This window comes from Hwangdonia lutea, assembly GCF_032814565.1.
Taxonomy (GTDB): domain Bacteria; phylum Bacteroidota; class Bacteroidia; order Flavobacteriales; family Flavobacteriaceae; genus Hwangdonia; species Hwangdonia lutea.
Genome location: NZ_CP136521.1, coordinates 2,015,679 through 2,041,831 on the forward strand (window position 1 = coordinate 2,015,679; position 26,153 = coordinate 2,041,831).

The following is a 26,153-nucleotide window of genomic DNA, read 5'->3' on the forward strand; positions in this document are numbered from 1 at the left end:
GAACGATACCAATGACTGCTTTATTAACAATTATAGTTTTAGTATTTATTTTAATTGCCATTTGGCAAATGGTGAAAATTTTCGATTTGGCGCAGGCTAAAATTGAGAATACTCAGATTGCTACCGATAAAGACAATACCGTAAATGCATATTTAATGATGGCCTTTTTAGCCTTCATTTATGTTATTACCATAATAAGCTTTGTGTATTGGGGCGATTTGCCATTAATGTCCAATTCAGCTTCAGAACACGGTCCAACCATTGATAATTTGATGATTATCTCCATGGTAGTCATTTTTATTGTGCAAACCATAACGCAGTTTCTATTACACTATTTTGCGTTTAAATACAAAGGTGAAAAGGGTAAAAAAGCCTTATTCTTTGCCGACAATAATAAGCTAGAAGCCATTTGGACCATAATTCCGGTAATTGTTTTGGCTGGTTTAATTATATACGGATTGAACACCTGGATTCATATTATGGGTGTTGAAGAGACCGAAGACACTTTAGTAGTGGAGTTATATGCGCAACAATTCAACTGGAAAGCGAGATACGGAGGCGCTGATAATACCTTAGGAAAAGCCAATGTTCGTTTAATAGATATTGACCGCGCAAATATTTTAGGTGTAGATGAATCTGACCCTAATGCACAAGACGATATCATTACAACCGAATTGCACTTGCCAGTAGGCAGACCGGTAATATTTAAAATGCGTTCGCAAGACGTATTACACTCGGCTTACATGCCACACTTTAGAGCACAAATGAACTGCGTTCCGGGAATGATTACCCAGTTTGGGTTTACTCCAACGGTAACTACTGCCGAAATGAGGCAAAGGTCACAGATTGTTAAAAAAGTAAAAAACATAAATGAAATTAGAGTTGAAAATAGCAAACCACTGTTAGCTAAAGGTGAAGAGCCTTTAGAACCTTACGAATTTGACTATTTACTGATATGTAACAAGATTTGTGGAAAATCGCACTACAATATGCAAATGAAGATTATTGTGGAAACACAAGAAGAATTTGATGCTTGGTTAAGCGAGCAAAAAGAATTTAAAAACTCTCTAATTAACTAATTTAAAAAAGATAAATACGATATAAGATTATGTCAGCACACGCAGATAACCACGCTCACGACGACCACGGACATCATCATAAAGAAACTTTTGTAACTAAATACATATTTAGTCAAGATCATAAAATGATTGCAAAACAGTACCTTATTACAGGTACAATTATGGGTGTTATTGGCGTATTAATGTCCATGATGTTTCGTATACAAATTGCATGGCCAGAAGAACCAAATGTATTGTTTGAAGCACTTTTGGGTAAATGGGCACCAGACGGCGTTATGGATGCCGATATTTATTTAGCATTAGTAACCATACATGGTACCATTATGGTTTTCTTTGTGTTAACAGCAGGTTTAAGTGGTACCTTTAGTAACTTATTAATTCCGTTGCAAATCGGTGCACGAGATATGGCCTCCGGCTTTTTAAACATGGTGTCGTACTGGTTGTTTTTCTTATCAAGTGTGCTCATGGTAGTCTCATTATTTGTCGAGGCCGGACCAGCAGCTGCGGGTTGGACTATCTATCCACCATTAAGTGCTTTACCAATGGCTCAAGGAGGTTCAGGAATGGGTATGACCCTGTGGTTAATATCTATGGCCATTTTTATTGCGTCGTCCTTATTGGGCTCACTTAACTATATAGTTACAGTAATAAACTTGCGTACCAAAGGAATGTCTATGACCAGATTACCACTTACAATTTGGGCGTTCTTTGTAACAGCTATTATTGGAGTAGTATCGTTTCCTGTTTTATTATCGGCAGCGTTATTATTGATTATGGATAGAAGCTTTGGAACATCATTCTTCTTATCGGATATTTTTATTCAAGGAGAAGTATTGCATTACCAAGGCGGATCGCCGGTATTGTTCGAGCATTTATTTTGGTTCTTAGGACACCCAGAGGTTTATATAGTTATACTACCAGCCATGGGACTCGTTTCCGAAATTATGGCATCGAGTTCGCGTAAACCTATATTTGGTTACCGTGCGATGGTGGCTTCAATATTAGCCATCGCCTTTTTATCAACTATCGTTTGGGGGCATCACATGTTTGTTTCAGGAATGAATCCATTCTTAGGATCTGTATTTACATTTACAACCTTATTAATTGCCATTCCATCAGCGGTAAAAGCCTTCAACTGGATTACCACCCTCTGGAAGGGTAACTTACAAATGAATCCCGCCATGTTATTCTCAATTGGCTTTGTATCAACCTTTATATCGGGAGGTTTAACAGGTATTATTTTAGGAGATTCGGCCTTAGATATTAATGTACACGACACTTATTTCGTGGTAGCACACTTCCACTTAGTAATGGGTATATCGGCACTGTACGGTATGTTTGCAGGAATTTACCATTGGTATCCAAAAATGTTTGGACGTATGCTAAACAAAAACTTAGGTTATATCCATTTCTGGATCACGGCGGTTTGTGCTTATGGCGTATTTTTCCCCATGCACTTTATAGGAATGGCAGGTTTACCACGCCGTTATTATACTAACAGTCACTTTCCGTTATTTGACGATTTAGCAAATGTAAATGTCGTAATTACCATTTTTGCTTTAATTGGAGGTATCGTGCAAATCGTGTATTTATATAACTTCTTTGGTAGTATGTTCTTTGGAAAGAAAACCGTTCAAAATCCATGGCGTTCAACAACTTTAGAGTGGACAGCACCCGTTAAGCATATCCACGGAAACTGGGAAGGCGAAATACCACATGTTTACCGTTGGTCTTACGATTACAGCAAACCAGGACATGATGACGATTTTGTGCCGCAGAATGTTCCTCTTAAAGAAGGAGAAGAAGAGTTACAACATTAAAAATGATCTATATTAATATTGAAAAGCCTTTCCCGTTCGGAAAGGCTTTTTGTTTATATTTGCTTGTATCGTCCTGATAACTATCGGGATTGTTTCAGTATCTTTATCACTTAAGATTAAAAGACTAAATGAACGAAAATCTAGATCCAACAGACAGCAATTTTTCACCCGAAGAATTAGATGTGGAAAGAAAGTTAAGGCCTTTGTCATTTGATGATTTTACGGGCCAAGACCAAGTATTGGAAAATCTTCAGATTTTTGTTCAAGCAGCCAACTTACGTACCGAGTCACTGGACCACACACTGTTTCATGGACCTCCAGGACTTGGTAAAACCACACTCGCGCATATTTTATCAAATGAATTAAATGTTGGCATAAAAGTAACTTCAGGCCCTGTGTTGGATAAACCAGGCGATTTAGCCGGCTTACTCACAAATCTTGAAGAACGCGATGTGTTGTTTATTGATGAAATCCATCGATTAAGCCCCATAGTTGAGGAGTATTTATACTCCGCCATGGAAGATTATAAAATCGATATTATGATTGAATCTGGCCCCAATGCCAGAACCGTTCAAATCAATTTAAACCCATTTACCTTAATAGGTGCCACAACACGATCGGGTTTATTAACGGCACCAATGCGTGCACGTTTTGGTATTCAAAGCAGATTGCAATATTATAAAACCGATTTGCTTACTACCATTGTACAACGAAGCGCTACAATTTTAGATGTGCCAATAACCATGGAGGCAGCTATTGAAATTGCGGGAAGAAGTCGTGGTACACCCAGAATTGCCAATGCTTTATTGCGACGCGTTCGAGATTTTGCGCAAATAAAAGGCAACGGAAGTATCGATATTAAAATTGCAAAATACGCACTTGAAGCCTTAAACGTCGATGCCCATGGGTTGGATGAAATGGACAATAAAATCCTATCAACTATAATTGATAAATTTAAAGGCGGTCCCGTAGGTATTACAACCATTGCCACGGCGGTAAGCGAAAGTCCCGAGACTATTGAGGAGGTTTACGAACCTTTTTTAATACAACAAGGTTTTATTATGCGAACACCGCGCGGGCGCGAAGTAACCGAACAAGCTTACAAGCATTTAGGCAAAATCAAAGGATCGGTTCAAGGTGGGTTGTTTTAACACACGCGTCATTCTGTCCCGTTCTGATAGTTATGCGAATTATTTCAGAGCATCATCATAATGGATTATGAAATACAACTACCCAAATAAAATCCCGTTTCGCAAGTTTCTTCGCATGTCGGCTTCCATAGCTAAAAACCCTATTCCGTTTCACAATAAATGTTTCAACGAAGCTGGAGATACCTTTGCCGTAAAATCACCATTTTATGGACATATTGTTTTAACACGAGATATAAATGTAGTAAAACACATCCTTCAAAAGAACCATAAAACGTATCATAAATCTAAAATCCAAACCAAATATTTATCAAAATATGTGGGCTATGGTTTGTTAACCTCAAGTGGCGATTATTGGTTAAAACAACGCCGATTGATCCAGCCAGCATTTCATAAAGAGAAAATTCAAAATCTGGTTTCCATCATAAATACTACCATTGAAACACAGGTAAATTCGATAAAAGCAGGAGGATTTGTCGATATATATCCATTGATGAACGAACTGGCTTTTGAGGTGGTGGCTAAATCCCTATTTCATTTTTCAGCTGAAAAGCAGACCTTAAAGCGCTTGCAATTCATTATTGAAAAACTGCAATTGTTTATTGTAAAGGAACTGCGACTGCCCTATAAAAAATTGTGGTATTTTTTAAAAGGTGATATTAATTATCATATGAAATTGGTAAAGGAAAGCAGGGGCATTATCAATACTATTATCGACCACAGACGGCGTTCGGATGAAACGCACGACGATTTATTGGATATGTTATTACACGCACAATACGACGATGGCACCTCCATGACCAACGAGCAGCTGATTGATGAAATTTTAATTTTGTTTGTTGCAGGCCACGAAACCACCGCCAATGCATTAACCTTTACATTAAAACTTTTGGCACAAAATAAAGCCGAATTAAAAAAGGTTGAAGCTGAAATTGATGCGGCAAACCGGCAAAATATAACACCTTTACAAAGTATAGCCCAACTTAATTACACCAAGTGCTGTATTGAAGAGAGTTTACGGTTGTATCCGCCCGCGTGGATAACGGATAGGGTAAATGTTGAGGATAATAAAGTGGAAGATTATCACATAAAAAAAGGAACCATTATTGGCGCTTCCATTTACGAGCTTCATCGAAACAAAAAATATTGGGATGCTGCTGAATGTTTTAAACCCGAACGATTTTTAGAAGAAAACAGAAAGCAAATACTGCCCTATTATATGCCTTTTGGCGCGGGACCAAGACTATGTATTGGTAATAATTTTGCGATGTACGAAATGATTTTAGCCGTAAAGAGCATCGTGAATAAATTTCATATTGCAACAGATAATAACACCATAAAAATAAACCCGTTGATTACCTTAAAACCTGTAGACGTACAATTGAAATTTACATTAAAAGCTCTAAGTTTGTCTTAACGTTAGCGTGTACGACCTCGAAGCTCATATAAAATGAATTCTAAATTAAAACACACCACTCTTATTAAAACCGAAGCTAAACGTCTCGGTTTTTTGTCGTGCGGCATTAGTAAAGCCGATTTTTTAGAAGACGAAGCACCACGTTTGGAAAACTGGCTAAACAACAACATGCACGGGGAAATGCGTTACATGGAAAACCATTTCGATAAACGCCTCGACCCTACAAAATTGGTGGAAGGCTCAAAGAGTGTCGTGTCTTTGCTTCTCAACTATTTCCCTGAAGAAACCCAATGCCAAAACACCTTTAAGGTGTCAAAATACGCTTATGGCACCGATTATCATTTCGTCATTAAAGACAAGCTCAAATCACTATTACATTTTATTCAAGATGAAATTGGGGAAGTTTCCGGAAGGGCTTTTGTAGATTCCGCGCCGGTTCTCGATAAAGCCTGGGCAGCAAAATCGGGTTTAGGATGGATTGGTAAACACAGCAATTTATTAACCCAACAAGTCGGCTCGTTTTATTTTATAGCTGAATTGATTATTGATTTGGATTTGGAGTACGATTCAGTAACCACAGATCATTGCGGAACCTGTACAGCATGCATTGATGCCTGCCCAACCGAGGCCATTACCGAACCTTATGTGGTTGATGGCAGTAAATGTATTTCGTACTTTACGATTGAGCTCAAAGAAAATATCCCATCGGAATTTAAAGGACAATTTGACGATTGGATGTTTGGTTGCGATGTCTGTCAAGATGTGTGCCCCTGGAATCGCTTTTCAAAACCGCATAACGAACCGCTTTTTAATCCGCACCCCGAATTGTTATCCATGACTAAAAAAGACTGGGAAGAAATAACCCAAGAAACGTTTAGTAAAGTATTTAAAAAATCTGCCGTTAAGCGCACCAAGTTTTCAGGATTAAAAAGAAACATCAATTTTTTAAAAGAGTAGCTGTTTCGTTAATAGGATTATTATATTTGTTAGTTGTTATCCCGTGTAGTCGGAAAACCATAAATACCTAATCCTTATGAGCGAAGAAAGTAAACGAAGAGAAGCCCTTATATACCACGCAAAACCAACTCCGGGCAAGATTAAGGTTGTTCCAACCAAAAAATATGCAAGCCAAAGAGATTTATCGTTAGCCTATTCTCCGGGTGTTGCCGAACCTTGTTTGGAAATTGAAAAGGATAAAAACAATGCCTATAAATACACCGCCAAAGGAAATTTGGTAGCCGTAATATCAAACGGAACAGCCGTTTTAGGTTTGGGTAATATTGGTCCGGAAGCCTCTAAACCCGTGATGGAAGGCAAAGGCTTGCTGTTCAAGATTTTTGCAGATATTGATGTATTTGATATTGAAGTGGACACGGAAAATGTCGATGAGTTTATTCAAACTGTAAAAATGATTGCGCCCACTTTTGGGGGCATTAATTTAGAAGATATAAAAGCACCAGAAGCTTTTGAAATAGAACGTCGTTTAAAGAAAGAATTAAACATTCCGGTAATGCACGACGATCAGCACGGAACCGCAATTATTTCCGCCGCAGCGTTAATCAATGCTTTAGAACTTGCCGAAAAGAAAATAGAAAACGTAAATATTGTAATAAGTGGCGCAGGAGCAGCAGCCATTTCATGTTCTCGATTATATCAAGCTTTTGGTGCAAAACGCGAAAATATGGTCATGCTCGATAGCAAAGGTGTTATTCGAAATGACAGAGAAAATTTATCTAAAGAAAAAGCAGAATTTGCAACGCACAGAAAAATAGATACCCTTGAAGAAGCTATGGATAACGCCGATGTTTTTATAGGTTTATCCATGCCAGATATCGTAACACCAGAGATGCTTTTAAGTATGGCTAAAACCCCCATAGTGTTTGCCATGGCTAACCCTAACCCAGAAGTAAAGTACGATATCGCTGTTAAAACCCGTAAGGATATTATTATGGCAACGGGACGAAGCGACCATCCTAATCAGGTCAATAATGTACTTGGTTTTCCATTTATTTTTAGAGGTGCTTTAGATGTTCGTGCCACAAAAATTAACGAAGCCATGAAAATGGCAGCCGTTAAAGCTTTGGCAAGATTAGCCAAAGAACCCGTGCCAGAGCAGGTTAATATTGCCTATGGCGAAACCAAATTAGCTTTCGGAACAGATTACATCATCCCAAAACCTTTTGACCCACGTTTAATAGCCGAAGTACCACCAGCGGTAGCAAAAGCCGCTATGGAAAGTGGTGTAGCCAATGAGCCTATTACCGATTGGGAAAAATATAAAGATATACTTAGAGAGCGCCTCGGATCGGATAATAAACTGGTAAGACTCTTGCTTAACAGAGCCAAATTAGACCCGAAACGTGTTGTTTTTGCTGAAGCCGACCAGTTGGATGTTCTTAAAGCAGCGCAAATTGCTTACGAAGATGGTATTGCTTACCCTATATTATTGGGAAGAAAAGATGCTATTGAGCGTTTGATGGACGAAATAGACTTCGATGCCGACGTGCCCATTATAGACCCGAAAGCAGATGAAGAAACAGATCGTAAAAATAAGTACGCTGAAGTGTATTGGAAGCAACGTAAACGCAGAGGTGTTACGCTGTATTCAGCACAAAAACTAATGCGAGAGCGTAACTATTTTGCTGCAATGATGGTTAGCGAAGGCGATGCCGATGCCTTGATATCTGGTTATTCTCGAAATTATCCAACCGTGGTAAAACCCATGCTTGAGCTTATTGGAATGACAAAAGGGACGACACGGGTTGCCACCACGAATGTGATGATGACAAAAAGAGGGCCGCTATTTTTAAGTGATACTTCTATTAATATTGACCCTAGCGCCAAAGATTTAACCAAAATAGCACAAATGACCTCGCAGGTTGTTAAAATGTTTGGTATGACACCCATTATGGCCATGACCTCGTATTCTAATTTTGGGTCTTCAGACCATATTAATGCTTCAAAAGTTAGAGAGGCCGTGTCGTATTTACACAGACATTTTCCAGATATGATAGTTGATGGCGAACTGCAAACCGATTTTGCACTAAATAACGAAATGCGTCGCGAAAAGTTTCCTTTTTCTAAGCTAGCAGATAAAAAAGTAAACACCCTAATTTTTCCAAATTTAGATGCAGCAAACATCACTTATAAATTATTAAAAGAGTTGAACGAGGCACAATCCATTGGCCCTATTATGATGGGCATGCGCAAGCCCGTACATATTCTTCAGCTAGGAGCCAATGTTGATGAAATTGTAAACATGACGGCCATTGCAGTAATTGATGCGCAACATAAAGAAAAATGGGAACAGGAAAAGGCAAATTCTAAGTCTGTTTAATGCAAATAATTTTATTACATTTGGTTGATTAACGAAAAGGGATAAATGATAACACATATTCAAGGAAAACTCACCGAAAAAAACCCCACAAGTGTTGTTATTGATTGTAACGGAGTGGGCTATATGCTTAATATTTCATTACACACCTATTCTCAAATTCCAGACCACGAACATTTAAAATTATACACCCATCTTCAAGTTAAAGAAGACTCGCATACGCTTTATGGGTTTTCGTCATTGGCCGAACGCGAAATTTTCAGATTGCTTATTTCTGTTAGCGGGATTGGGGCTAGTACGGCGCGTACCATGTTATCTTCGTTAACCCCAAAACAAGTTCGGGAAGGTATTGCGGTTGGCGATGTCGCCTTAATTCAATCTATAAAAGGCATTGGCGCAAAAACCGCACAGCGTGTTATTATAGATTTGAAAGATAAAATTTTAAAGATTTATGATATTGACGAAGTTTCCGTTTCAAAAGACAATACCAATAAAGATGAAGCGTTATCTGCATTAGAGGTTCTTGGTTTTGTGAAAAAGCAGGCTGAACGTGTTGTGGATAAAATTGTAATCGCCCAACCCGATGCCAATGTTGAAACCATTATAAAACAAGCTTTAAAAAATTTATAACAGATTTTGAATATAACTAACCTGAATTTTTATAAATCGATTAAACATCACTTTCTTTTGGTTTTTGTGCTTTTGTTTGCGCTCTCAGCATGGGCACAACAACCGGCACAAGACTCCATAAAAACAGGATTTAGTTTAGGAAAAATTAAAGCGCCAAACCCCAATAGTGTCGAATCCAAATACACCTTCGATCCCGTAACCAACCGTTATATTTATACCGAGAAAATTGGCAATTACAATATAAAATACCCCGTTATTTTAACACCAAAAGAGTATTATGCTTTGGTGGCAAAAGAAAACTTGAAAGCTTATTACAAAGAAAAAATAGATGCTTTTGATGGCAAAAAAGCAGGCGCCAAAGACGGACAAAAAAACCTAATTCCAGAATTTTATGTAAAGTCCGATTTTTTTACCTCAATTTTCGGGAGCGATACCATTAGTGTTATTCCCCAAGGTTCGGTTGAAATGGATTTAGGGGTGCTGTTTTCAAAACAAAATAATCCGTCGTTTTCACCAAAAAACAGAAGCAATTTCACCTTTGATTTCGACCAGCGCATCAGCTTGAGCTTATTGGGTAAAGTGGGTACACGACTGCAAGTAACAGCCAATTACGATACGCAGGCGAGTTACGATTTTCAGGATATTATAAAATTAGAATATACACCAACCGAAGATGATATTATTCAAAAAATAGAAGTCGGTAATGTGAGTATGCCCTTAAACAGCTCGTTGATTACAGGGGCGCAAAGTCTGTTTGGTGTAAAAGCCCAATTGCAATTTGGTAAAACTACGGTAACGGGTGTGTTTTCCGAACAAAAATCGCAGTCCAATAATGTGGTCGCCCAAGGTGGCGGAACGCTCGAAGAATTCGAATTATTCATTAGGGATTATGACGAAAACCGACACTTCTTTTTAGCCCAATATTTTAGAGACACTTACGATACGGCATTGGAAACTTATCCGTACATCAATAACCGTGGATTACAAATTACGCGACTTGAAGTTTGGGTAACCAATAGAAGCAACCGAACCGATAATGTTAGAAATATTGTAGCGCTTCAAGATTTGGGTGAAACCGATTTAATAGGCTTGCAAACACCGCCCGCAGGTTTTGTAAATGCAGGACCAGGTGCTGTTCCCGACAATGGGAATAACGATTTCGACCCAACAGCAATAGGAACATCCGGTGTGCTTACCGAAGCGGTTCGAGATGTGGCCACCGTGCAATCGGGTATTTTGGTTTCCAATGTAAATGAAGGCTTCGATTACGCCAAACTGGAAAACGCCAGAAAATTAATCAGCAATCAAGAGTATACTTTTAATAAGGATTTAGGTTATATTTCGTTAAATCAACGCTTAAATAATGATGAGGTTTTAGCAGTCGCTTTTCAATTTACCATTGGCGGACAAGTGTATCAAGTAGGGGAATTTGCCAATGATGGTGTTGATGCTACCGATGTTGCCACAGATAATTCTGGACAAGTAACTGGCGTTACCAACAAAAACCTAATTTTAAAACTATTAAAAAGTAGTATCACGAATGTGAATCAACCCGTTTGGAAGTTGATGATGAAAAACATTTACGATACGGGAGCCTATAATTTAAGTCAAGACGATTTTAAACTGAATATCTTTTATAACGAAGCTTCGCCATTAAACTTTATTACGCCCGTTTCGGGAACACCGTTTCCAGCACCCGGACCAAATGAAGACCCTTTAAATGAAACACCCTTACTCAGGGTTTTCAGTTTAGATAAACTAAATTTTAACAACGATCCGCAAACTAATGGCGATGGTTTTTTCGATTTTGTGCCCAGCATTACCGTGTTACCACAAACTGGTAAAATCATATTCCCAAGCGCAGAACCATTTGGAGAGTATCTTTTTGATAAATTGTCTTTAAATGCCAGTGAAGATTACGATAATGACGCAACATATAACGAAAACCAAACAAAATATGTTTACGATGTATTGTATAAAAGCACAAAAACAGCAGCTTTAGAAGAAGTTGAAAAAAACAAATTCAAATTAAAAGGACGCTATAAATCTGTTGGAGGCGGCGGCATTCCCATTCCTTTTGGGGCAGCAAGAGGCTCTGTTACAGTTACAGCCGGTGGTCGCGTTTTAGTTGAAGGTGTCGATTATGTGGTAAATTATGCTTCTGCAAGAGTCGAGATTTTAGATGAAGCTTTAAAAGCATCCAATACACCCATTAACGTTTCCGCTGAGAACAATGCAGTTTTTGGGCAGCAAACAAAACGTTTTACAGGTATCAATATCGAGCATAAATTCAACGAAAACTTTGTTTTGGGCGGTACGCTTTTAAACCTTAACGAACGGCCCATAACCCAAAAAGCAAATTACGGATCAGAGCCTATAAACAATACCATTTTCGGGTTTAACGGAAACTATTCAACCAAAGTGCCCTTTTTTACACGTTTGGTAAATAAATTACCGAATATCGATACCGATGTGGAATCTAATTTGTCGGTTCGTGGGGAATTTGCTTATTTGGCTCCCGGTGCACCAAAAGGTACAAATCTTAATGGTGAAGCCACATCTTATGTTGATGATTTTGAAGGCTCGCAAGGCAGCATCGATTTAAAATCGCAGCAATCTTGGTATTTGTCAAGCACACCATTCGACCCCAGTTTAGGCTATACGGAAGTTACCGACCCAAACAGTCCTTCAAACTTACAAAACGGTTATCAACGCGCCATGTTAAATTGGTACACCATCGACCCGATTTTTTATAGCAGCCGACGACCCGATGATATTTCAGATGATGATGTTTCTAATTTATATACCAGTCGTGTTTTTATAAACGAATTGTTTCCCGAGCGCGATTTGGTACAAGGTCAAAACTCGGTGCTTTTTACTTTAGATTTAGCGTATTATCCGTCAGAAAGAGGGCCATATAACTTTAATCCGGCTGCAAACGGCAATACGCTTCCCAATCCGCAACAAAGTTGGGCGGGTATTACAAGAGCATTAACATCAACTGATTTAGAGCAGGCCAATGTGGAGTATATTGAGTTTTGGTTGCAAGACCCCTTTCAAGAAAACCCAACAAATCCCGGTGGTAAATTGGTGTTTAACTTAGGAAATATTTCTGAAGATGTTTTGGCAGACGGCAGAAAACAATACGAAAACGGATTGCCCGATTCGTCAAATAACGCTTTTACAACAGAGACGTCTTGGGGGCAAACACCGGCAAATCAATCCTTGGTATATGCCTTTGATTCAACGGGAGAAGATAGAAGGCTACAAGATGTTGGATATGATGGTTTAGGTGATGCAGAGGAAAGTGTTAAGTTTCCGGATTTTGCAGGATTGGAAGACCCCGCAAACGATAACTACAGCTATTTTTTAGATGCCGAAGGCGACATTTTTGCACGCTATAAAAAGTACAATGGAGTTGAAGGCAATACACCCGATACGTTTTCAGATACCGTAAGAGCCGCAAACACTCAACCCGATACCGAAGATATTAATCGTGATAATACCATGAATACGATTAATAGTTATTTTGAATACGAGTTGGATATTACCCGTCAAAATTTACCGGAATCTGAAGCCGATTTTAATAACATTCCAAGTAGCAACCCTTTAAAGGAATTTTTAAGAGATTTTAAAAGCAGACCGAGATTATTGCCCAATGGCGATACAAGAAATGTGCGGTGGTATCAGTTTAGAATTCCGGTTCAAGGCAGCCATGTAACTTCTGTAGGGGGGATTGACGATTTAAGATCGGTACGTTTTGCACGTATGTTTCTTAAAGAATTTTCAGAAAATACGGTGTTCCGTTTCGGGACTTTAGATTTAGTACGAAGCGATTGGAGACGCTACACGCAAGCTTTAGATAAAAACGACCCCACACCAGACGATCCTCAAACAGATTTCTCAGTAGGTGTTATCGGAACTCTTGAAAACGAGGGCAGTTACAAAAGGCCTCCAGGAATTGATCCTGAAGAATTGTTTAATAACAATACGGTTATTCAGCAAAATGAACAATCTTTAGTGGTAAATGTGTGTAATTTAGAATCGGAAGACGCGAAAGCAGTATATAAAAACATAAGCATCGACATGCGTCAATATAAACGTTTACGTATGTTTATTCATGCGGAATCTGGCGACACAGGAAATGCTTTAGCTAACGATGAATTGGTAGGTTTTATTCGAATAGGTAACGATTTAGCCGATAATTTTTATCAAATTGAAATTCCATTACAAGTTTCAACGTCAACCACAAGAGAAGGATTGTGGCCAGAAGAAAATGAAATTAATTTACCCATTGATATTTTAGGACAAATTAAATCGATCGGAATATCTGATGGGACTTTAACCAATCTAGACCCCACGTTTTACGATGTTATAAATGGCGAAGCTGTACCAATTACGGGCGACCAATACTCCAATTATGTAGCGGGTCAACATCGTATAGGTATAAAAGGAAATCCTAACTTCGGAGATGTAAGAACACTGATGATTGGAGTTAAAAACGCGACAAATCGTGACGATGTTTGTGCTGAAGTTTGGTTTAACGAATTGCGTTTATCCGATTTGGAAAACGAAGGTGGTTGGGCAGCCGTTTTAAGTATGGATACTAATTTTGCAGATTTTGCAAATATTAGTGCCACGGGCAGACAAAGCACCTCTGGCTTTGGAACAATTGAGCAAGGTCCGAGTCAGCGTAGTTTAGAAGATGTACAACAATACGATGTAGTTACCAATGTAAACATTGGGCAGTTATTGCCAAAAAAATGGGGTGTGCAATTACCTTTTAATTATGCGCAAAGCGAAGAGTTGGTCACGCCAAAATACGATCAGTTTTATAAAGACTTGACTTTAGACTCCCGATTGGATGCGGCAAACGATAATGCTGAACGAGACAAAATAAAAGAGCAATCTGAAGATTACACCAGACGCCAAAGCATCAATTTTATTGGCGTTAGAAAAATTAGAACGGGCGATTCCAAACCGCGTTTTTACGATGTTGAAAACTTAACACTTAACTATTCGTATAATAAATTGGAGCATCGCGATTTCGAAATTGAAAATTCAGTCAATAAAACGGTAAGGGTTGGTGCTAATTACGCGTTCAATTTTAATCCGATAACGGTTGAACCTTTCAAAAATAACGATTCGTTATTCAAAAGTAAATATTGGAAAATTCTAAAAGATTTCAACTTCAATGTATTGCCAACAAGTTTTACGGTAAATACGGATATTAATCGCCAATTCAACCGACAAAAATTCAGGGATATTGATTTAGGCGCTGGCAACATTGGCATTGAAGAGCTGTTTAGACGAAATTACACCTTCGATTTTCAGTACACCATCAACTATAATTTAACCAAGGCATTAAGCTTAAATTTTACAGCAGCGAACAATAATATTGTCCGTAATTATTTTAAAGACAATATTGTAAATGGCGAGCAAGACCCAACTCTTGATGTTTGGGACGGCTTTTTAGATTTTGGCGACCCCAATAGGCAAACCCAAGATTTAGGAATTACTTACGAATTGCCCATACATAAAATACCAACATTCAGCTTTTTAAAAGCCACGTATCAGTATTCAGGGAACTTTCAATGGCAAAAAGGATCCGATTTATACGGCGAGGTTTTAGGCGGTGATGTTAATTCCATTCAAAACGCAAACACCCATAATATCAATTCAACTTTAGATATGAAAAAGCTGTACCGATATATTGGGTTGGTAAAAAAACCGGTGCGACGGGTGAGGAGCAGAACACCGCAAAAGGGTAGTCCGCCGGGAGCAAATCAAAATGCAACACCAGTACGAAGTAAAAATACATCGGCTACAAAACTGTTAAATGCTGGCGTGGATATTTTAACAAGTATTAAACGTATTCAATTTAATTATTCTGAAAACAACGGTACTTTTTTACCGGGTTATACCCGAACCCCTGGGTTTATTGGTACTTTAAAACCAACTTTGGGTTATACTTTTGGAAGCCAAAGCGATATTAGGCATTTAGCGGCTAGAAAAGGATGGCTAACGGTGTTCCCGGAATTTAACCAACAATACACCGAAACCCATACCAAGCAGTTGGATTTTTCGGCGAATTTGGAACCTGTAAGCGATTTAAAAATAGACATTGTTGGTAACAGAGCACATTACGAAAACTACAATGAAAACTATAAAGTTGAAAATGGCGTTTACCAATCGTTAACCCCAAATACCTTTGGCAACTTTAATATTTCTACTATATTAATTAAAACCGCATTTGGTAAAAGCGATGAAAAAACATCGGATGCCTTTAACGATTTTAGGGCAAATAGATTGAAAATTGCAGAACGGCTTGCCGAGGAATTTTACGGCAATTCAACCTACGCTAGAGATGCAGAAGGCTATCCCTTAGGTTTTGGAAAAAACAATCAAGCAGTATTATTGCCAGCATTTTTAGCGGCATATTCCGGGCAAGATGCCAACAAGGTTAAAACCAGTGCTTTTAGAGATGTACCCATTCCAAACTGGGATTTAAAATACACCGGTTTTATGAAGTTTGATTGGTTTAAAAAGCGCTTTAAACGATTCTCTGTAACACACGGGTATCGCTCAACATATACCATCAATCAGTTTAGTACCAACTTGAATTTGAATTTGGATGCGGCTGCCAACGAAGCTCCAATTCCAAGAACAGACTATGCCAGTCAACCTTCTGAAGCTTTAGATCAATCAGGGAATTACAAAAACGGGACCTTGTTTAGTAACATCAATTTAACCGAGTTGTTCAGTCCGTTAATTCGCATTGATTTCGAAATGAAAAACTCCATAAAAATTCTAGCCGAAGTTAAAAAAGACAGACTGTTGTCGTTGAGTTTCGATAATAATTTACTCACCGAAATTCAAGGCAATGAGTATGTTATCGGGTTAGGGTATCGTATAAAAGATGTGCGTATCCGTTCGCAACTCGCAGGGCCAAAAAAGCGTATTGTAAGCGATTTGAATATGAAAGCAGACATATCGGTAAGAGAAAACAAAACCATAATCCGCTATTTGGATTTGGAGAATAATCAGGTAACCAGTGGTCAAACCATTTGGGGATTAAAATATTCGGCAGATTATGCATTTAGCAAAAACCTAACCGGTATTTTTTATTTTGATTATGCGTTTTCAGAATATGCCATTTCAACCGCATTTCCACAAACCACTATCCGCTCGGGTATTACATTAAGGTATAATTTCGGGAATTAATTTGAAATTAACATCTGAATAAATACATTTGTGAAACTATAAACGAACTAAAATTATTTTAAATGAATATTCCATCAGAATTAAAATACACCAAAGACCACGAGTGGATTCGTATTGAAGGCGACATCGCAACTATTGGCATTACCGATTTTGCACAAAGCGAATTGGGCGACATCGTATATGTGGAGGTTGAAACCGTTGACGAAACACTGGATGCCGAAGAAGTTTTTGGCACCGTTGAAGCCGTAAAAACCGTATCCGATTTGTTCTTACCATTATCTGGTGAAATCATTGAGTTTAACGAAGTGTTGGAAGACGAGCCAGAAAAAGTAAATAGCGACCCTTACGGGGAAGGTTGGATGATTAAACTTAAATGCTCAGACCTTTCGCAAACAGATGGCCTTATGTCTGCCGATGATTATAAAACCCTTGTAGGTGCTTAAAAAATACGTATTTATAATTACGGTATTTTATACGCTGGGGTTAGCCACTGTAAGCTTAATGACACTTAATAACTTACCAAATGTTGGAATTAATTTTGCCGATAAAATATTTCATTTTATAGTATATAGTGTTTTGGCATATTTATGGTTTAGCACGTTTTATTTTAAGTTTAAATACAAAAAAAGAAAGGCTATTTGGTATGCCGCATTGTTTTCAATAATATTTGGTATAATAATTGAGGTATTACAAGGTAGTGTTACAGCCTCAAGACATAGCGATGTTTATGATGCCATAGCCAATACATTGGGCGTGTTAATTATGGTGTCAATATTATTGGTTAACAAAAAAATGCATATTAAAAATTAATAATCGTTTGCTTTTTTGACAAATAAATGGTTAATTTAGCAATCTTCAAAAAACAATAAAATTATGGAACCTAAAAAAAATCCTAAGGCAAATGTAGGGCGAAACAGCTCCTTATATTTTGCAATTGGCTTAGCATTAATGCTATTTTTAACAAATTATGCGATTAATTATAAGACCTATGATAAAGAAGCTATTGACATTGGTCAGCTAAATTTAGATGATCTTGATGATGAAGAAATTCCATTAACAGAACAATTACAAACACCGCCACCACCGCCACCGCCACCAGCAGCTCCAGAAGTTATTGAGGTTGTAGAGGATGAAGAAGAAGTAGAGGAAACGGTGATTGAATCAACAGAAGCCGATCAAGAAACTGAAATTGTAGAGGTTGAGGAAGTAGAGGTTGAAGAGGTTGAAGAGGATATTGAAGTCCCTTTTGCAGTTATTGAAAACGTACCGGTTTTCCCAGGTTGTGAAAAAGGAAATAATGCTGCTAAGAAAAAATGTATGTCTGATAAAATCACAAAATTTGTACAAAGGAAATTTAATACAGACTTAGCAGGCGATTTAGGATTATCGGGAAGACAACGTATAAACGTAATCTTTAAAATTGATAAATCCGGCAATATTACCGGGATACGCTCAAGAGCACCGCATCCCGCTTTAGAAAAAGAAGCCGCAAGAGTAATTAATTTGCTGCCTAAAATGAAACCAGGAAAACAACGTGGTAAAGCCGTAACCGTTCCATATTCTTTACCAATTATTTTCCAAGTACAAGACTAATATTTTAAAATATTTATAATTATTTGAAACCTCGAAATTAATTTCGGGGTTTTTTCTTTTCCTTTCTTTCGGTGAAATCGAAACTGTTATTTTACAGTTTTGATTGAAGCATATAAAATCCCGTTACAAATTATGTAACGGGATTTCTTTTTTGGTATGCTTATTGTGATTTTATCATAATATTAACATTTAAACTATAATAATTATGAGTCATTTAAAGAAAAACCACGAACTCATTCGGCAAAATGAGCAAACCGTGAAAAAATCTCAAAAGCATGATGCGAATTTACAAAAAAACTCCATCATTTATTTTCAAATTGGATTGATTGTGTGTTTGCTCGGAGCCTATGGCCTGTTTGAAATGAAGTTTGAAACGACTATACCAAAAGAGGTTGTAATGAAAATTGATGGTGATCAATTTACTGAGGTTTCAGTAGATAAGTTTAAAGTTTATGTAGAACCAAAGGCAGAGTCTAAGCCCAAGACGGAAAAAAAAGTGTTATTAATTAAAAAGCCTATTATTGTTGATGATGATTATACAATTAATAAAGCTCTGGGGATAGATACTCCAGATTCTGCAGAGCCTGTTGATACAGATTTTGTTCCTGCTGTAACAAAGATTGATGAAGAGGTTGAGGTGGATTTCATTAAAGTTGAGCAAGTGCCCATCTACCCAGGTTGCGAAAAGAAAAAAACCAATGATGATAAACGCAAATGTATGTCTGATAAATTAACCAAACTCATTCAAAAAAAGTTTAATACAGGTGTTGCTGATGATTTAGGTTTGTCTGGGAAACAAGTTATTCGTACACAGTTTAAAATAGACAAAACGGGCCATGTAACCGATGTTAAAGTTAGAGGCACACATCCTGAGTTGGAAAAAGAAGCACAGCGTGTTATTAACAAAATACCCGACATGACACCGGGAAAACAACGTGATGAAAGCGTGAGTGTTATTTATGCGTTGCCAATTGTGTTTAAAGTTCAGAATTAAATAAGTTAAAATACTTTTGAAATATCAAAACCGTTATCAAATAAAATGATAATGGTTTTTTTATGTTCCGAATAGCGTCAATACGTTTTAATCGGTTCTAATCTAAAAATTATAGTATCTTTCAGCTCAAAATCAATGCTTATTAAATCCTATGAAGCAATTCATTGTCCTACTTCTACTTTTAATTCAAAATAATGTATTCTCGCAAGATACTTTTCAGTATGAAAAACCACCGGTTTTTCCGAATTGCGAATCTGTAGACATTGAGGCCTTGCAACCGTGTTTTGATAACAATGTATTCACCCATGTTTTCGAGAATTTTAAAATACCGCAAAAGGCTCTAAACGAAAATTATAAAGGCGACGTCGCCGTGCTTTTTGAAGTTGATACCACAGGTGTTTTTAAGGTGATTTATGTAGATGCTATTTATACCGAATTAAAAGATGAAGTAAAACGCGTTTTTGCATTGTTGCCAAAAGTAAAACCAGCAACTTATAATGGTCGAAAAACTTACAAGCAATATTCCATTGCCATTAAAATACCTTTGGAAAAACAATCTACAGATGTACAAAACGAACAAGAAATTAACGAAATTTCTAAATTGGAAGCTGCTGTAAAAGCAGAGTTTGATGGTGTAAACGCAGGCTTAAAATCTTTTGAAAACAAAAGTTATTCAAGTCAGTTAAATATTCCTTTTACGCATAGCGATTACGCCAAGTTTGATAGAAGCATGAACCTGATTGGCACCAACAGCCATACCGCATCAAAACCATTTGTTTATGAAGAGGTTTCGAATTATTATGACTTTAAAACTGAAAACCAAAAACTACAAAAGGAAACCGATACTTGGGTAGGAAAAAAACTTTGGAATGAACATTTAGTGCAATTACAAGGACAGGATTATTGGTTTACCATCGACCCTATTTTCGATTTGCAAGTGGGTAAAGATACCGATGCCGATTTTAGTTCAACCTATAACAACACCCGCGGTTTTTTAGTTCAAGGTGGTTTGGGCAAAAAACTGAATTTTTACGCTTCGGTTTTCGAAAGTCAAGGGCGTTTTGCACAATACGTCAACCAATATGCCGAAAGTTTAAAAGCCTTTGGACCCGATCCTGCCATTATACCCGGTCGTGGAATCGCCAAACGATTTAAAAGTGATTCTTACGATTATCCTGTTGCCGAAGCCTATTTGTCGTATGCGCCAGCAAAGTTTATAAACATGCAGTTTGGTCACGGTAAAAACTTTATTGGTGATGGATACCGCTCGTTATTGTTAAGCGATGTGGCGAGTCCGCACCCATTTTTAAAACTGAACACCAAATTTTGGAAAATAAAATACACCAATACGTGGCTATGGTTAAAAGATGTGCGGCCGGAAGTGACCGAAGATGGTGCGTTTTTAACCAAATATATGGCCAACCACTATTTAAGTTGGAACGTTTCCAAGCGCTTTAATTTAGGTTTGTTCGAATCGGTAGTTTGGACGAACTCGAACAACAGAGGGTTCGATGTTAACTATTTAAACCCCATCATTTTTTACAGAGCCATTGAATTTGAAACGGGGCAGGATGCCGGAAATGCCATTATCGGCGCCTCAGCAAAATACAAATGGAACGATAATGTGAATATTTACAGTCAGTTTATTTTAGATGAATTTTCGCTGAGCGATATAAAAGGCGGCGAAAGGAGCTGGAAAAATAAATACGGCTATCAAATAGGTGTTAAATATTTTAATGCGTTTAAGGTTGATAATTTATTGCTTCAGTTTGAATATAACCGCATACGGCCTTACACGTATTCGCATAATACGATTGCCACAAATTATGGGCACAACAACCAATCGATGGCGCATTTGTGGGGCGCCAATTTTAGCGAAGCGATACTAATCGGGCGTTACCATTACAAGCGTTGGTTTGCCGATGCCAAACTTATTTTTGGCGTACGCGGACTCGATTTTAACGATGGCACCGATAATTTTAGTTACGGCGCAGATATTTTTAGAAACTACAACGACCGCCCTTTTGATACCGGTGTTGAAGTGGGCCAAGGCATAAAAACAAAAACCTTTAATGGCAATTTGCAAGCCGGTTACTTAATAAATCCAGCATCAAATTTAAAACTGTTTACTGATGTTACCATTAGAAATTTTAACCCCGAAGCCACCACCGCATCAACCTTTAAAAGCAATACCGTTTGGTTTAATTTTGGACTGCGAACCAATTTGTTTAATTGGTATTTTGATAATTAAATAACTCTTTTGTCATTCCCTCAAAGGAGGGAATCTCATTTTTGAATTCCATATATAAAGCATTAAAACGATTTAGTGCTATTAAGAAGTACAATACTTATAATGCAAAAACATTTACTATTAATAATTATGTTTATTTGTTTTAGTTGTGAAAATCAACCTGAGCTAAATGGGAAATGGGTGATATTGAACATTACACATAAAGGAAGGAATATTTATCCTCAAACGGTTTCAGATAAAATAAGTGTAACTTACAATGTTGTTGGTTTTGAAAGTTCTGAAAAAATAAATTTTAAAATAATTGACTCAACCATTGTGTTTCCTGGTTTTAAATCTAATAAGATAAAAGCTGGATTTAAAAATATAAAGAATAGACTTTCTTTTAAGTTAGTAAATGATGATGTTTATAAAAGTAAAGATTATGACTTTACAAAAGAAGTATTTTTGCAAGATTTTGAGTTAACAAACTTAAGCCAAAAAAACATTATAGAGCTGAAATCGTATTCTACATTTATAAGGCTAATAAATGAAAAAGAGATATTTGACCAAAGGATAAATAAATTATTCAGATAAAAAAAGTCTCACTAAACTCTTTTTTAGCTTCGAAATTATTACAAGTATCGGTAACTGATACACGCCCAAATATTAATTTTTATCTTCCTTTAAACTAATATAAAACGTTCGTCGTATTTGCTCATCGTTTATAAACCAATCGCCATAATTTAAAGCGGTGTATTCTTTGGTTATAGCGGTATTATTGGTTACCTCTGCTTCGGTTTTACCTTTTTTAATTTCGGCTAAAACACGGGTTTTTAAAGTTTCGAGCATGGTTAAATAGGCAGTCAGTTCTTTTTTATTGGATAGGTTTCGGTGTCCCGGAATAATTTTAGTGTCGTCGTCAACCAGCATTAAAGCATGTTTTGCAGCATTTATATAACCATTTACACTGCCGCCTGTTGATAAATCGATAAACGGATATTTGCCCTGAAAATAGGTGTCGCCCATGTGCAGCACATTGCTGTTAGGAAAATAAATCATAGCGTCGCCATCGGTATGCGCGTTATCAACATGAAATACCATAATGTCTTCGCCATTCATGTGAAACGTGATGTTATCTGAAAATGAAACCAAAGGTAGTTTTGTTGGTGAGGCTTTAGTTTCTCTATCACGGTATTTATCAAACTGATCGACGCTCATGCGCTTTCTAACATTGTCGTGCGCCACAATAATTGCACCCTCGTTTTTAATGTTTTCGTTGCCGCCAACATGATCGTGATGCCAATGGGTGTTGATTAAAAACTTGATAGGCTTATCGCTGATGGCTTTAATAGCCGCCAGAATTTTTGGGGTTAAGGGAGCAAACTGGCTATCAATCATAACAATACCGTCGTCGCCCACCGAAAGACCAATATTACCGCCTTGGCCTTCCAGCATATAAATATTTTCTGAAAGTTTATGGGTTTTTATAACAACCTCGTTATTTTGGGCAAAGGTTATTAATGACAAAGAAAACACAAAAAGGGAAAGAATGATTTTTAAAGATTTCATAAAAAGGTGTTTATAGTTTTTTTGATAAAACTCTGTCAATTCGAGTGAATTTCACGATTGAAAGTGAGTGAAATTTGTATCGAGAATCAAAGTTCCGGTTACAAAACCTATTCCTGATACAATTTTTAGTGCTTTAAAATCACTCGAACTGACGGTTTTTTTGTTTTTTTATCAAAATACACAACGGGTTGTATATTTAGTTTTCAATAAAAATACAAAATATTGATTAGCTTAAAAACACAAAGCAATTTTAGCATTAAAAAGCATTGTTCAAATTGGTATAATAAAGTATCTTTGCAGTCGCGTTATAAAGCGACCAAGAAAAGGAAACATTGAGCAAGTCAAAATCTTCAATAACAACCCATTCTGTAATTTCAGATTTTAAGGAAATCACTAAAATGCGATTGGCTTTAAGCGTGGTGTTTTCCTCGCTTGCCGGTTATTTATTGGGTGCCGAAACGGTAGATTATAAAACCTTGGCTTTATTGGCTTTTGGTGGTTATTTTATGGTGGGCGCATCAAATGCCTTTAATCAAATTATTGAAAAAGATTTGGATGCGTTGATGAATCGTACCAAGGATAGGCCCATTCCCGCTGGACGCATGTCGGTAAACACCGCTTTTATAATCGCTTCCATTTTTACGGTATTGGGCATTATTATTTTGTACAGCATCAATAAGCAAACGGCCATGTTTGGTGCGATTTCCATATTTTTATACACCTGTGTTTATACGCCATTAAAAACCAAAACCCCATTAGCGGTATTTGTGGGCGCCATACCGGGAGCCATTCCATTTATGTTGGGTTGGGTCGCTGCTACAGATAATTTTGGCATAGAACCCGGAACCTTATTTGCATTACAGTTTTTCTGGCAATTCCCCCATTTTTGGGCCATTGGTTGGTTTTTGTTTGACGATTATAAAAAAGGCGGATTCTTTATGTTGCCCACAGGAAAACAAGACAAAGGCACCGCAGTACAAACCATAATGTATACCATTTGGACGCTGATTGTATCTATTATTCCGGTGTTTGGGTTTACAGGAAAATTGCAACTTTCGGTCGTATCAGCAGTTTTGGTTTTCCTTTTAGGATTATGGATGCTGTATTATGCCATTCGCTTATTCAAATTAATGACCGTAAAATCTGCACGACAGTTAATGATTGTGAGCGTATCGTACATTTCGCTGGTGCAAATAGTATATGTTTTAGATAAATTTATTAGATGACTATGGATTTAACCCAAGGAACTTTAGAAGAAAAAAATAACAGAGCAAAAAAAATGATGCTTTGGTTTGGTATTTTGTCACTTATTATGTCGTTTGCAGGTTGGACAAGTGCCTTTATTGTAAGTAGCTCCAGACCCGATTGGTTATCAGATTTTAAACTGCCAAACGCATTTATTGTAAGCACGGTTATTATTGTAATAAGTAGCGTTACTTTTATTTTGGCTAAAAAAGCTTTAAAAAAAGAAAATAGGCAAGCCACATCGTTGTGGTTATTGAGCACACTGGTTTTGGGTATTGCATTTATTACCTATCAATTTATGGGCTTTCAGCAAATTATAGATTTAGGTTATAATTTTACGGGGCCTACAAGTAATGTAACCATGTCTTACATTTACCTGATAGCTATTGTACATATTCTGCATGTGGTTGTTGGGCTTGTTTGTTTGTTGGTTGTAATTTATAATCATTTTAAACAGAAGTACAGCCCAAGCAAAATGTTGGGGTTTGAACTCGCCGCTACCTTTTGGCATTTTATAGATATACTGTGGGTGTATTTATTTTTGTTTTTATACTTTGTTAGGTAATACCTAACACAAACAGGTTGTTAATTGGCTGTTTTGTAAGGTTTTTGGCAAGTAAGCGCGTTAGGGATTGAGGTATTGTTGGAGCTCGCCGATCCCGAGGTTTCGGGAGAGGAAGCGACTACCGAAAGCCCGACCGAAGCGATTCCTACAAGGGTTTTTTTCATTGTGGGTATTGAGCGAAGGGAACGCCAAAAAGATTTTTAGAGCAGTATATTTTATTAGATAAATAAATTGATTATTTTTGTCCAACTAAAAAACAACCAATATATATGAGTACTACAGTTGTAAATACTGGAACAGAAGGAAAAACTTGGGGTGGAGGAAATAAGCCGCTAAAAGCTAGTTACGGTAAGTTGATGATGTGGTTTTTCATCACTTCTGATGCCTTAACCTTCACGGGGTTTTTAGCAGCCTACGGTTTTTCGAGATTTAAATATGCCGAAATTTGGCCTATTGCAGACGATGTTTATACACACGTCCCTTTTATTCACGGCGATTATCCGATGATATTCGTGGCATTTATGACCTTTATTTTAATTATGTCGTCCGTAACTATGGTTTTAGCTGTAGATGCCGGACATAAATTGGATAAGGCAAAAACCACGATTTATATGTTTTTAACGGTTATAGGCGGACTTATATTTTTAAGCTCTCAAGCTTACGAATGGACCACGTTTATAAATGGTACTTATGGCGCGGTTGGAACTCATGGCGGAAATATAATCCAATTTGTTGATACCGACGGAAAACGTGTAGCTTTAAAGGATTTTGCCATAGCACAACCTTCTGAAAGAGTGCAACACCAAAGAAAAAATGGTTTGTGGTTCGATGGTGAAAAAGCCTTACCTAGCTTTACATTAAATGAAGTGGTAGCAGGTTTTGAAGCCAATCCGGATTTATTGATAAAAACAACGTACGCCGATGAAAACGGACACAAAATTATTTTGTCTAGGAACGAATCGCTAAACGAATTAAAAACCAAAGGCAAAAATGTGGTTGAAGGCGCTAATCTTATTCAAAATGAATACGGCCCACCGTTATTTGCAAACTACTTCTTTTTTATTACAGGATTTCACGGTTTTCACGTATCCATAGGGGTATTGTTAAATATTATCATCTTTTTTAACGTGATTTTAGGAACCTACGAGCGCAGAGGAAGTTACGAAATGGTCGAAAAAGTAGGGTTGTATTGGCACTTTGTAGATTTGGTTTGGGTGTTTGTATTTACATTCTTCTACTTGGTTTAATTTAATTAAGAATTTATTTTTCATTCTCTTGAATCCCAATAAATACGGTGAGAGAATC

Annotated in this window: 19 protein-coding genes; 17 read left to right on the top strand and 2 right to left on the bottom strand. The window is 37.3% G+C overall.

All coding sequences use genetic code 11. The features are described 5' to 3' along the window. Positions 1-11 precede the first annotated feature (11 nt). The 14 genes from RNZ46_RS08725 to RNZ46_RS08790 all read left to right on the top strand — a co-directional run bounded on the left by RNZ46_RS08725 (position 12) and on the right by RNZ46_RS08790 (position 22,063). Positions 12-1,079: a cytochrome c oxidase subunit II gene (locus RNZ46_RS08725; RefSeq protein WP_316981828.1), complete on the top strand. Its 1,068-nt coding sequence runs from the start codon at positions 12-14 to the stop codon at positions 1,077-1,079. Between the two features lie 29 nt (positions 1,080-1,108). Further along, the gene (locus RNZ46_RS08730) at positions 1,109-2,899 is read left to right on the top strand and encodes a cytochrome c oxidase subunit I (RefSeq protein WP_316981829.1); all 1,791 of its coding nucleotides are present in this window, start codon (positions 1,109-1,111) and stop codon (positions 2,897-2,899) included. Positions 2,900-3,027: 128 nt separating this feature from the next. After that, entirely contained in the window at positions 3,028-4,050 is a 1,023-nt protein-coding gene (gene ruvB, locus RNZ46_RS08735) for a Holliday junction branch migration DNA helicase RuvB (RefSeq protein WP_316981830.1), read from the top strand. A gap of 67 nt (positions 4,051-4,117) precedes the next feature. Continuing rightward, positions 4,118-5,464, top strand: coding sequence for a cytochrome P450 (locus RNZ46_RS08740; RefSeq protein WP_316981831.1), 1,347 nt, complete (start codon positions 4,118-4,120; stop codon positions 5,462-5,464). 33 nt (positions 5,465-5,497) lie between these two features. Then, positions 5,498-6,421, top strand: a complete 924-nt coding sequence (gene queG, locus RNZ46_RS08745) for a tRNA epoxyqueuosine(34) reductase QueG (protein ID WP_316981832.1) — start codon at positions 5,498-5,500, stop codon at positions 6,419-6,421. Positions 6,422-6,497: 76 nt separating this feature from the next. Beyond that, positions 6,498-8,801 carry an NADP-dependent malic enzyme gene (locus tag RNZ46_RS08750; RefSeq protein ID WP_316981833.1) on the top strand — a complete coding sequence of 768 codons (2,304 nt, stop codon included), beginning with the start codon at positions 6,498-6,500 and terminating at the stop codon, positions 8,799-8,801. Between the two features lie 45 nt (positions 8,802-8,846). Next, positions 8,847-9,428 carry a Holliday junction branch migration protein RuvA gene (ruvA, locus tag RNZ46_RS08755; protein WP_316981834.1) on the top strand — a complete coding sequence of 194 codons (582 nt, stop codon included), beginning with the start codon at positions 8,847-8,849 and terminating at the stop codon, positions 9,426-9,428. 6 nt (positions 9,429-9,434) lie between these two features. After that, a complete protein-coding gene (gene sov, locus RNZ46_RS08760; protein ID WP_316981835.1) occupies positions 9,435-16,652 on the top strand; it encodes a T9SS outer membrane translocon Sov/SprA in 7,218 nt (2,405 codons plus the stop codon). A gap of 62 nt (positions 16,653-16,714) precedes the next feature. After that, positions 16,715-17,095 (top strand): glycine cleavage system protein GcvH, encoded by a 381-nt coding sequence (gene gcvH / locus RNZ46_RS08765; protein ID WP_316981836.1) that lies wholly within the window; start codon positions 16,715-16,717, stop codon positions 17,093-17,095. Further along, positions 17,088-17,462: a VanZ family protein gene (locus RNZ46_RS08770; RefSeq protein WP_316981837.1), complete on the top strand. Its 375-nt coding sequence runs from the start codon at positions 17,088-17,090 to the stop codon at positions 17,460-17,462. The genes gcvH and RNZ46_RS08770 overlap by 8 nt, the downstream gene beginning before the upstream one ends. Positions 17,463-17,525: 63 nt before the next feature. Then, the gene (locus RNZ46_RS08775; RefSeq protein ID WP_316981838.1) at positions 17,526-18,245 is read left to right on the top strand and encodes an energy transducer TonB; all 720 of its coding nucleotides are present in this window, start codon (positions 17,526-17,528) and stop codon (positions 18,243-18,245) included. A gap of 205 nt (positions 18,246-18,450) precedes the next feature. After that, positions 18,451-19,239 (top strand): energy transducer TonB, encoded by a 789-nt coding sequence (locus RNZ46_RS08780; RefSeq protein ID WP_316981839.1) that lies wholly within the window; start codon positions 18,451-18,453, stop codon positions 19,237-19,239. A gap of 151 nt (positions 19,240-19,390) precedes the next feature. Further along, complete coding sequence (locus RNZ46_RS08785; protein ID WP_316981840.1) at positions 19,391-21,490, top strand: gliding motility protein RemB; 2,100 nt, start codon at positions 19,391-19,393, stop codon at positions 21,488-21,490. A gap of 102 nt (positions 21,491-21,592) precedes the next feature. Beyond that, a complete protein-coding gene (locus RNZ46_RS08790) occupies positions 21,593-22,063 on the top strand; it encodes a hypothetical protein (RefSeq protein ID WP_316981841.1) in 471 nt (156 codons plus the stop codon). 72 nt (positions 22,064-22,135) lie between these two features. Here RNZ46_RS08790 and RNZ46_RS08795 read toward each other — a convergent pair whose 3' ends face one another. Then, the gene (locus tag RNZ46_RS08795; protein WP_316981842.1) at positions 22,136-23,038 is read right to left on the bottom strand and encodes an MBL fold metallo-hydrolase; all 903 of its coding nucleotides are present in this window, start codon (positions 23,036-23,038) and stop codon (positions 22,136-22,138) included. A 332-nt stretch (positions 23,039-23,370) separates the two neighbouring features. On the opposite strand from RNZ46_RS08795, the gene cyoE reads away from it, so the two are divergent. Together cyoE and RNZ46_RS08805 are read left to right on the top strand one after the other, a co-directional pair. Then, on the top strand, positions 23,371-24,264 hold the full coding sequence (cyoE, locus tag RNZ46_RS08800; RefSeq protein ID WP_316981843.1) for a heme o synthase: 894 nt from the start codon (positions 23,371-23,373) through the stop codon (positions 24,262-24,264). Between the two features lie 2 nt (positions 24,265-24,266). Beyond that, positions 24,267-24,848: a cytochrome c oxidase subunit 3 gene (locus tag RNZ46_RS08805; RefSeq protein ID WP_316984979.1), complete on the top strand. Its 582-nt coding sequence runs from the start codon at positions 24,267-24,269 to the stop codon at positions 24,846-24,848. A gap of 20 nt (positions 24,849-24,868) precedes the next feature. On the opposite strand, the gene RNZ46_RS08810 is transcribed toward RNZ46_RS08805, so the two are convergent. Next, complete coding sequence (locus RNZ46_RS08810) at positions 24,869-25,012, bottom strand: hypothetical protein (RefSeq protein ID WP_316981844.1); 144 nt, start codon at positions 25,010-25,012, stop codon at positions 24,869-24,871. 105 nt (positions 25,013-25,117) lie between these two features. Here RNZ46_RS08810 and RNZ46_RS08815 point away from each other — a divergent pair, with 105 nt between their 5' ends. Beyond that, the gene (locus tag RNZ46_RS08815) at positions 25,118-26,095 is read left to right on the top strand and encodes a cytochrome c oxidase subunit 3 (protein ID WP_316981845.1); all 978 of its coding nucleotides are present in this window, start codon (positions 25,118-25,120) and stop codon (positions 26,093-26,095) included. Positions 26,096-26,153 lie beyond the last annotated feature (58 nt).